At 68.3% G+C, this 2,939-nt stretch carries 2 protein-coding genes; one reads left to right on the forward strand and one right to left on the reverse strand.

The window, feature by feature from the left end:
* Window positions 1-238: 238 nt before the first annotated feature.
* Window positions 239-640 carry a DUF4357 domain-containing protein gene (locus tag ACWGSR_RS37625; protein WP_453573957.1) on the reverse strand — a complete coding sequence of 134 codons (402 nt, stop codon included), beginning with the start codon at window positions 638-640 and terminating at the stop codon, window positions 239-241.
* A 958-nt stretch (window positions 641-1,598) separates the two neighbouring features.
* Here ACWGSR_RS37625 and ACWGSR_RS37630 point away from each other — a divergent pair.
* The gene (locus ACWGSR_RS37630) at window positions 1,599-2,348 is read left to right on the forward strand and encodes a GNAT family N-acetyltransferase (RefSeq protein ID WP_453573959.1); all 750 of its coding nucleotides are present in this window, start codon (window positions 1,599-1,601) and stop codon (window positions 2,346-2,348) included.
* Window positions 2,349-2,939: the final 591 nt, after the last annotated feature.

Genomic DNA, 2,939 nt, shown 5'->3' on the forward strand with positions numbered 1-2,939 from the left:
GTCAGACCCCCACCCTGCGGATACCTCATACATCCGGCATACCGCGACGATCAGCAACCGTCAGCCCCTACGACAAGACGACTTCAAGGTCAGTAACTCGACGGGAACGACGTCCTCGTCCCTCATCACTGCTCCACTGCCCTCTCCAGTCTGAACCTTCGGCCTGGTCCCGCTCGATGTCCTGCTCCGTCCCGTGCCCGGCGTGAATTCGGGCACGGGACGGAGCGGGTGGGCGGTTCTACTCGGCGTCGAGCTGGCGGCGCAGCTGGTCGAGGGTCTTGCCGTCGCGGGTCTGCCACAGGGTCCACCCGTTGATGACGTTGCCCGTGACGGCCTCGGCGGCCTTCGAGGGGGAGGGGAACGCCGAGGAGTGGCCGTCGACGATCAGCTGGCCGTCGGCGGTCACGACGGCGCGGCCCGACCGGTTTGCGCGGCGCTGGTGGAAGGTCAGCTCGGTGCCCGACTTGAGGAGTCCGGCCTGTATCAGGCTGGCGAGGGGCCCGTGCGGGACGACGGCGGCCGCCTCGGCGGAGGGTTCGCCTCCGCCGAGGGACAGGGTGACGTGGACGGTGTCGTCGCCACTCGCGCTGGTGAGGCGCGCGATGACGGCGGGGTCGAAGTGGATGCTGAGGGTGGCCATGAGCGCTCCTGCCGACAACGGCCCGAAGGCCGAATCACTCAATTTCCCTTTGATCGTAAGCGGCATAAGCAACTCGCGTCAACTTCGATTCTCAGCAGTTCAGCAGAACTTGTGGGGCGGGGGCCGGCCTATCCGCGGCGGCCGAATGGCCACCACCTCCGGCGGGCAGGCCGGGCTGGTGCAGTCGGCTGTGTCGATGCGGGCGGCTGGGGAGGCGTTGGCGGGAGTGCAGGCCGCGGAGGAAGGGACGGGGATGCAGGAAGAACGGGTTGTGGCGTCACTGAGTCAGGTGCGGCGGCCACGGGCCGGGGCTCCGGCGTCGGGGGCGGAGGAGCGGGCGGCGCTGGGAACGGCGGCCGCGCCGACGGCGCGGACGGTCGGGCGGAATGGACACCAGCGCCAGTGGTCGGCTGTCCAGCGGGGCGCGGCCCAGGGGAAGGGATGCCGGACCGCTTCGGCGCCGGCACGGGACGCGCTTGCCGCACGGCGCGCTGGGTGAGGGAGAGGTGGGGGGCACCGGGGTGGGCTGCTGCGGCGGGTGGCGTCGTCGTAGGCCCAGTGGGCGAGCTGCCAGTGTTCCTCGGCAAACATCTGAAGCTCGGGCCTTCCGCCGGAAGGCACCCAGACCTTCCACGTGCCGACAGCCAGGACGAAATCGCCGACGGAGAGCGGGGCAAGCAGGCTCGGATGGTTGGAGCGGACGCGCACGGAGAAGCCGGCTCCGTCGGCGAACCGTAGGACCGGCCGCTGCTGCCGGTCCCGCTCGATCGCGGCGACGCGGGCGTAGACCGCAACTGGATGCCGTGGCTGGGCCCCAGCGATCCGATCCCGTAGCCGGTTCAGCTCGCGGGCGGAAGGACCGTAACAGAACTCCGCCCAGCTCATCGCCGCCTTATCGTTTTGGCGACGCACCTTGAACTGGGTCACCACGTAGGTGGCCCGGGATGAACATGACCGGATGCAGCTGGCGGCGTCCTGTCATCTCCTCGACAGCGGGGTCGACACAACCCGGTACGCCGAGCCGTTCCGCCTCTTGGTCTTCGAGCGGCGCCGCACGCTGATGGGCGCCGTGCTGGTCCAGGGAGGCAACCTCGGTTCGAAGCCGGGCGACGACTTGGCCGACCTGAAAGCGCATCAGAACCTCTATGCCCAGCAGGTTGGCATCCAGCGCAAGATGTTCGGCCGGGTCAACGCGGTCAGCGCTCACTTGGCCTTTATGGCTGTGGCACCCGCCTCCCGTGGGCAGGGCATCGGCCGGCAGCTGGTCCGTGCAGCCGCCGACGTCGAGCGTCGACGCGGCCGCCGGCTGCTGACCGGCTACGTATGGGACGACGATCTGGCGCACATGTACGAGAGATGGGGGTTCATCGTCTCCCCGGCGAAGATGGCCGCGTTCTTCCTGCGGGAAAAGGTCGGCAATCTGTACGCGCCTTCCGCTGCCGCGCTCAATCTGACGGAGGGCTCCCGCCTGATCGTGCTGCCACTCGTCCCAGAGGTGCGTACCTACGACATCGGGACGGCAGACCAGCCGTTCCCGGCTGTGGTCGGTGTTGAGGAGCCGTTCGATCTCACGCACCTGGACACGCCGGAGGAGCTCACCAAAGTCAAGGAACGCATCGAGGCCTTCGTCCAGCAGCAGATGACCCTGTATGGGCCGGAGCGCACCCGCGCCATGCTCGATGCTGTCTTGGGCCAGTCCGGCAACTGAGGCAGCGCCCGGATCCTCGTACGTCCGTCAGTTGCTGGGGTAGCGCCGCACAGGGAACACAGCGGGACGCCCGGGTGCTCCGCCGCGTCCAATGCCTGGTCCAGGGAGCGGCGGCGCCCTGGCGGGTGCTTCCCCGCAGGCGACGGCATGGATGACAACCGGGCTGGGGCCACGGCCGCTGCCCAGCTTCTGCAGGGCCCAGCCGGAGTGCCGGCTGGGCCCTGGGATCTCGCGGACCGTCGACGGCTTCTCCAGGCGTTCAGTGCGTTGCGTGCCTGCCAACTTGTTCTTCGACCCGTCGGCCGATCAGAAAGAAGTGATGACCGGTCAATTCCGTTCAGTACACGGCTCGTTGTCAGACCCCGCCTGTAGCCTGCGAACCAGCAACTGAGGTGCATATCGGGGGACTTAGACGTCGTTTCCTTTGGCGTGATGGTTCGTTGTTCCGTGCATGACGGATCTGGTGGAGCGGTTGGTGCCGGAGGAGTTGTGGGTGTTGTTCCGGCGGGTGGTGCCGTCGACGGTGGTGATACGTCCGCAGGGAGGTGGTCGGCGCCGGGCGGGTGACCGTGAAGCCCTGGCAGCGATCGT

The organism is Streptomyces sp. NPDC055632, from assembly GCF_053618675.1.